Below are 5,241 nucleotides of genomic sequence, written 5' to 3' on the forward strand. Positions count from 1 at the left end.
CGGCCACCTCACAGAGTCGCAGGCGTTCTGGACGGTCGTCGGCACCGGAGTGCCTGGCGGCTATCAGCAGCGCCACCTCTGCTCCCACGTCCGGCCGGGCTGACCACGCCCGTACGGATCATCCAGACCGGTCCTTCAGCGACCACGGACGACCTGTTGGAGCCCCTCGGCGGAGATGACCACCGCGAGGGTGAACGTCTGCTTCACCGGATACAGGAGGGACCGATCAATGACGAGTGCGTCTGGCCAGCGATCTCAGGACGTCGCTGAGTACCAGGATCCGATCTCACGCCAGGCATTCGAGCAGCTCGTGCACGTGCGCGGGGAAGGCGACGAGTGGGACTTCAAGGCCACCCTGAATGACCTCTCCGTCAACGCTGCAAGGGTCAGCCTTGCCAAGGACGCACTTGCCTTCTGCAATTTGCCGGCGGGCGGGACGATCATCGTCGGGGTGGCGAAGGACTACGAGCACGTCGGTCTAACGACCACGGAGAAGATCGACACCACAGCAATCCGCAAGGCGCTTGAGAAGTACATCGACGGCGACTTCATCGTCGTGGCGGCTGAGCACACGCTGGTCGAGCCCGGCACCAACGAGGAGAAGCGCTACGGGATAGTCCACTTTCGACGGCGCTTCGCCCAACCCGTGCTAGCGGCGATAGAGGGCCAGACCACAGACAAGCAGCCAACCTTCCGCTCGGGGGACATCCTCATCCGCCGGGGCGCCGCCAGCATCAGGGCAAACTCGGGCGACGTCAGGCGCCTGTTCACAAACAGCATCGTCCATGAGGAACGCGTCCGGGCAGTGAACGAAGTCTGGAGCTGCCTGGTTGAGCAGCGACGCCTGATGGGAGGCGTCGAGTACTTATACGACCTCCTAGTGGACTCGGAGTATCCCGACGCCATCACACGACCTAGCCTTCGCGCGTCGCTCGGGAACCTCACGATGTGGCAGCACGCCGACGACGTGGACCGCCTTCAGCTGCGCGTGAGCATGATCAGGCCGCACATCTCAGAGCACCTGTACCGGCAGTACAGGGCGTGTGCAGCCTTTACAGGGAGGCTGCATGTGAAAGCGGTGGAGCGACGCGATGCTGGTGTCTTCCTGCCGTGGACCGAGCTGGATAACGGGTCGCCTGACCAGTATCTACGTCAGCTAGCGCTGGAGCTCATTCCGCAGGACGAACTCGACGGCTACTGGACAGGCCGAGCCACCGACCTCGGCACGTACCGGCCAGTCCGGCAGGTCATCGACGCCGCCGAACGTGTCGTGCTTAGCACCATCAAGCTCGTGCTGAGCGGCCTGGGGTAGCGGCCTGGCGAAGCCGCGGCTGTCGTTCGCACTTACAGACCTGCAGTTACCAACCAGCTTGCGCTAAGGCGGCGCTGCACCTCTCGCGGCGTCAGCACTCTGCGCACCGATCAGCCCCGCCTTAACGCAACCACTGGTCAATCGAACGGGTGCTCTCTTCGCCACGCGTGGCCGGCGATCGCCCGGACTACTCCGCCTTCTTTGAAGCCACTTGCGAGCCACAGCTCCGACAGTCCTCCTGGAAGTTTCGGCGGTTCAGTTGGCAGTGGGCCACCGAAGCACAAGTTGTCGTAGACGGCGAAGCTGAAGGCCAGCGGTCTTACGGAGAGGAACAGGTGTCGCTCGTCATGACCAGATGCCGCTAGCTTCTCGATCTTGCCGGTCATCTTCTCGTCGAGAAGCGCGGCCGTTACGACATCGGCGAGATCAAGGCCTCCGGTTCCGGTGAAGCCTCCGATGGGCGCAGGGATGACCCAAACGATGGGGGCATCTTTGACCTGTTCCATTGTCGCGACGCCTCGCACCCCAAGATCGACCAGTTCAGCAGCCGCTGCGCTCGTCTCGACAGCATCCTTGAGGTCAGTGATGCCACGGTCATCGCAGTGAAGGAGAGCTCCCTCAAGTAGGCGGAACTTCCCGGGGTGGAAGTCCCGCGGAACTTGGGTCATCCAGCAGCTAGAGAGTCCCTTGATGGTTCGTTTGTGCCCCTGTTTGTCGAGGACATTCATGATTCGCGCCTCGTCGACCGGCCCGAGCGACGACACTTCCAGCGCGGCGATCCTGCCGTCTGGGTAGTGCAACAGCGCATCTACCGCTGCCTGCCGTCCGTCGACGTCGTACTCCTCAACGTTCACGCCGAGCACCCGGCCAACGACAGCCAAGGCGAACGCTTCGTCAGGTCGGTCTGCGCTCATGCCCGGACGATAACGGGAGAGTCGTGCACCGTTTGCGCGGCACGCTTACTCGACCAGCACGCGGAGCCGCTCGTCGCAACCGTTGTCGAGCACGCAAGGGCAACTACTCCGGTCAGGCCCATGGGTAGCGTAGTGATCATGGCTGCTTCTGACCTGTGGGTGGAGACTCATCAAGGCCTGGTACGGGCCGATCAGATCGTGCATGTCGAGACGAACAAGCCAACCATGAGCGTGAACACCGCGACCGCTCTGGGCAACATCGAAAAGCTCAGCGACGACCGATGGTTCACTGAAACACACTGGTACGGCATCTACAGCGGCGACGAAGAAGAACGCAGGACTGTCGCGATAGCGCTGGTTCAGGAGATCGCCCTGCGCAGCCGCAACGATGTCCCCGGCCTCATCAAGGTTCAGCAAGACTCCGGCGCGGTGTCCTTCGAGCCGTTCGCCTGACAGCCGCCTGTCGGCCGTGCTCGATCAACGTGTGATCGCAACTTCGACACCGGGCTAGGTCGATGCACCTGCTGCCGACCTAGCCCTGGTTCGAGTGCACGCCAGGGCTCAGGTGGCGGGCGCTGCCGCGAACGCCTCGGACAGTGCGGCCTGACGGCCGATGGTGTCGTGCGGGCGGATCAGGATCCGCACGTTCTGGATGTCGATGGTGGTGTATCGGCTCGGGTCAGCGACGCCATTGTGGACGAGCACTACGTCGCCTGGGCGTAGCACGTGGGTCCGGTCGTCGTCTGCTGCGATCTCGAGCAACTCGTCGGCAACTTCGTCAGCATGAGGGCCGCGGTCCCAGGTCAGGGAGAACCCACCTTGCAGCGTCTCCCAGAACCTGAACGCCTGCGCTCCTTCGAGTGCGCCCGGCGCACCGGATTCAAACAAGGCGACCATCAGCCGGCCGAGCACTTCGTAGCTGTGGGCAGTGCCACGCGGTTCAAGGTTCACGTCGGACACGATCACCGCACAGCAGTGGCGTCGGACCGTCGGCACGCCGACGAATCCACCAGCCGGTGCTGTCGCCCGCCCGAACAGGTGAAAGACAGGGACGGCGGCCTCCGTGCAGAGACCGGGCAAGGGACTGGGCTAAGTGACGGAGCGGGGCACTCCAGCGGATCGCCGGATCGGAGATACGCCCAAACATGGTCGGCGCTAAGCGGACGTTACGGTGCCGGAATGGACGCAATTGACGCTGAGTTGGCGATTACAGCGACGGAGACCTGCGAGGAGATTCTGGCACTGCTGTCCTCTTTTCAGTCTCGGCCGGCCCGGTATGTCCCTGCTTTGGCTCTGATGCCCCTGGCAGCGCAACTCAGCGAGAAGCGGAAGCGTCTCGAAGACGCATGGACCGGCAGCTTCTCGAACCGTCCCAAATGGACGGCAACCTCACCTACAGGTACGACTCAACCGGCCAGCTGGTCGCCCTCTTGCCGGCGAGATGCAAGCTCGGCCGGCACACCCTCGGCCACTCCGAGTTCCGTGCGGTCGTGCAGGACGGTGAGGCCCGCATCAGCTGCCTGGCTTGCGCCACCGACAGCGCTGATCACTTCTGGCGGCTGACCACCACGGCGCCCGCTCCTGATCGAGCCGAACTGTCCGAGGAGCTGTACTTCGAGCTCGTCCTGCGACGGTTTCAGTCAGCGCTGACTTCGAGAGACGGCCGCCATGCTTAGAAGCCCGTTCACAGTCTGGGAGGGCGATGACGTCCACGGCCGCAGAGCTGTGCTCACCGGCGTCCAGGTGCAACTGGATCTCCTGTTCGCCCGCAGGCCTGGTGCCGAGAGGCACGTCATCCCCACCGGCCTGGACCTGACCGGCTCAGTGAAAGGGCGGCTCCACGGACGCTTCCCCAGCGTCGAAGGCGACTGGCTCGGGATCGTCAACTACGAGATCGGCTATGCCGACGGGCGCCCCGACAAGCTGCACGTGGTCGATCAGTTAGTGCCGTTCCACGTGCTACGGAAGCTCTAGTTGACACGGCGATCCCGGTCGGCGATGACGCGCGAAGTTAGGCCGATCGGGTTACCTTCAGCTTCCTGGCGACTGGGCATCGTCCCTGGGAGCGGAGGTCGCCATGCCTGTGTCACGAGACTCCGTTCCTGTTTGGATCGAACCCATGCTCGCCAAGCCCGACGGTGGCCGCCCGCGAGAGGGCCCGCAGTGGCGTACGAGTACAAGCTGGACGGCTACCGCGTGGCGATGCGGATCGCCGCAGACGGCACCGCGGTGCAGACCAGCCGCAATGGACTCGACCTCACCGCCGAGTTCGCGTCGAACTCGGTGCCGCCGCCGGAGAACTAACGGCGCCAGCGGGTTCACGGGTGGTGCCGGTCGAGGAGACCTACGCGAAGCTGGTCCGGCACGTCAGCCCGCACCTCGGCGTCATCCGCCGGGTCACCCCGGCCCAGGCCGTCGCGGGTGAGGTGAGTTTCAACATCGCCAGCGGAAGGCGGCAACTATTAGCCTGAACCTTCCGAACCCCGGCCATATTCGCACAAGTTCCACCTGAGCCGAAAGCATCGGTTTCGACCGCACAAAACCATCTCTTGGGCGTTATGAACTTAACAGATCACTTCCGCGGCTACGGCATCGGTTCGCCCGGTCCGTGATAGATACCACCCGCAATCTCGTCCAGATTCTACTCAGCCCCCGGCCGCTACATTTACTTCCTCGGCCTGCTGTTCGAGCTTACGGCCCACTTCAGACACTCCACACCCCACAATAGTAAGGGTTTTCTCAGGCCTTAGCGCCGATAACGCTTGAACTTTTGAACTTACCTGGGCGTGTCATCACACTACAACGCGAGGCCAACCAAGTACCTCGATTCCAACAGATCGCGCAAAACAAGGCGAGATAACGTCACAGATCGACGCAATACCTGCACAATTGCAGCCCATATACATAAGACCATCGGCACGACGCCTTCGGCATTGCAACAGCGAAGGATGTGAGGTCGCCGCGCGACATCGTCGATGCCCTTTGCACGTGAAGTAGGCTTCGACGCGCGTCGAT

General features: G+C 63.0%; 7 protein-coding genes and 1 pseudogene. 6 read left to right on the forward strand and 2 right to left on the reverse strand.

Annotated features, from left to right (window positions below; all coding sequences use genetic code 11):
• The first annotated feature begins 175 nt into the window (after window positions 1–175).
• On the forward strand, window positions 176–1,312 hold the full coding sequence (locus ABZX92_RS44960; protein ID WP_355572176.1) for an ATP-binding protein: 1,137 nt from the start codon (window positions 176–178) through the stop codon (window positions 1,310–1,312).
• Window positions 1,313–1,449: 137 nt separating this feature from the next.
• Here the strand turns inward: ABZX92_RS44960 and ABZX92_RS44965 are convergent, their stop codons facing one another.
• Window positions 1,450–2,226 (reverse strand): hypothetical protein, encoded by a 777-nt coding sequence (locus ABZX92_RS44965; protein ID WP_355572178.1) that lies wholly within the window; start codon window positions 2,224–2,226, stop codon window positions 1,450–1,452.
• A gap of 138 nt (window positions 2,227–2,364) precedes the next feature.
• Between ABZX92_RS44965 and ABZX92_RS44970 the strand changes: the two genes are divergently transcribed.
• Window positions 2,365–2,679 (forward strand): hypothetical protein, encoded by a 315-nt coding sequence (locus ABZX92_RS44970; RefSeq protein ID WP_355572180.1) that lies wholly within the window; start codon window positions 2,365–2,367, stop codon window positions 2,677–2,679.
• Between the two features lie 108 nt (window positions 2,680–2,787).
• Here the strand turns inward: ABZX92_RS44970 and ABZX92_RS44975 are convergent, their stop codons facing one another.
• Complete coding sequence (locus ABZX92_RS44975) at window positions 2,788–3,192, reverse strand: hypothetical protein (protein ID WP_355572182.1); 405 nt, start codon at window positions 3,190–3,192, stop codon at window positions 2,788–2,790.
• A 380-nt stretch (window positions 3,193–3,572) separates the two neighbouring features.
• On the opposite strand from ABZX92_RS44975, the gene ABZX92_RS44980 reads away from it, so the two are divergent.
• The 4 genes and pseudogenes from ABZX92_RS44980 to ABZX92_RS44995 all read left to right on the forward strand — a co-directional run bounded on the left by ABZX92_RS44980 (window position 3,573) and on the right by ABZX92_RS44995 (window position 4,697).
• The gene (locus ABZX92_RS44980) at window positions 3,573–3,902 is read left to right on the forward strand and encodes a hypothetical protein (RefSeq protein WP_355572184.1); all 330 of its coding nucleotides are present in this window, start codon (window positions 3,573–3,575) and stop codon (window positions 3,900–3,902) included.
• A gap of 49 nt (window positions 3,903–3,951) precedes the next feature.
• A complete protein-coding gene (locus tag ABZX92_RS44985; protein WP_355572186.1) occupies window positions 3,952–4,200 on the forward strand; it encodes a hypothetical protein in 249 nt (82 codons plus the stop codon).
• Between the two features lie 103 nt (window positions 4,201–4,303).
• Window positions 4,304–4,497, forward strand: a pseudogene (locus ABZX92_RS44990) (DNA ligase); the annotation flags it as partial.
• Window positions 4,498–4,550: 53 nt separating this feature from the next.
• The gene (locus ABZX92_RS44995) at window positions 4,551–4,697 is read left to right on the forward strand and encodes a hypothetical protein (protein ID WP_355572188.1); all 147 of its coding nucleotides are present in this window, start codon (window positions 4,551–4,553) and stop codon (window positions 4,695–4,697) included.
• The last annotated feature ends 544 nt before the right edge of the window (window positions 4,698–5,241 follow it).

Origin of the sequence: Lentzea sp. NPDC006480 (genome assembly GCF_040611995.1) — a bacterium.
Lineage (GTDB): Bacteria > Actinomycetota > Actinomycetes > Mycobacteriales > Pseudonocardiaceae > Lentzea.

Coding starts and splice junctions, on each gene's coding strand:
- ABZX92_RS44960 (WP_355572176.1), top strand. CDS start 176: ATGACCACCGCGAGGGTGAACGTCTGCTTCACCGGATACAGGAGGGAC.
- ABZX92_RS44965 (WP_355572178.1), bottom strand. CDS start 2,226: ATGAGCGCAGACCGACCTGACGAAGCGTTCGCCTTGGCTGTCGTTGGC.
- ABZX92_RS44970 (WP_355572180.1), top strand. CDS start 2,365: ATGGCTGCTTCTGACCTGTGGGTGGAGACTCATCAAGGCCTGGTACGG.
- ABZX92_RS44980 (WP_355572184.1), top strand. CDS start 3,573: ATGGACCGGCAGCTTCTCGAACCGTCCCAAATGGACGGCAACCTCACC.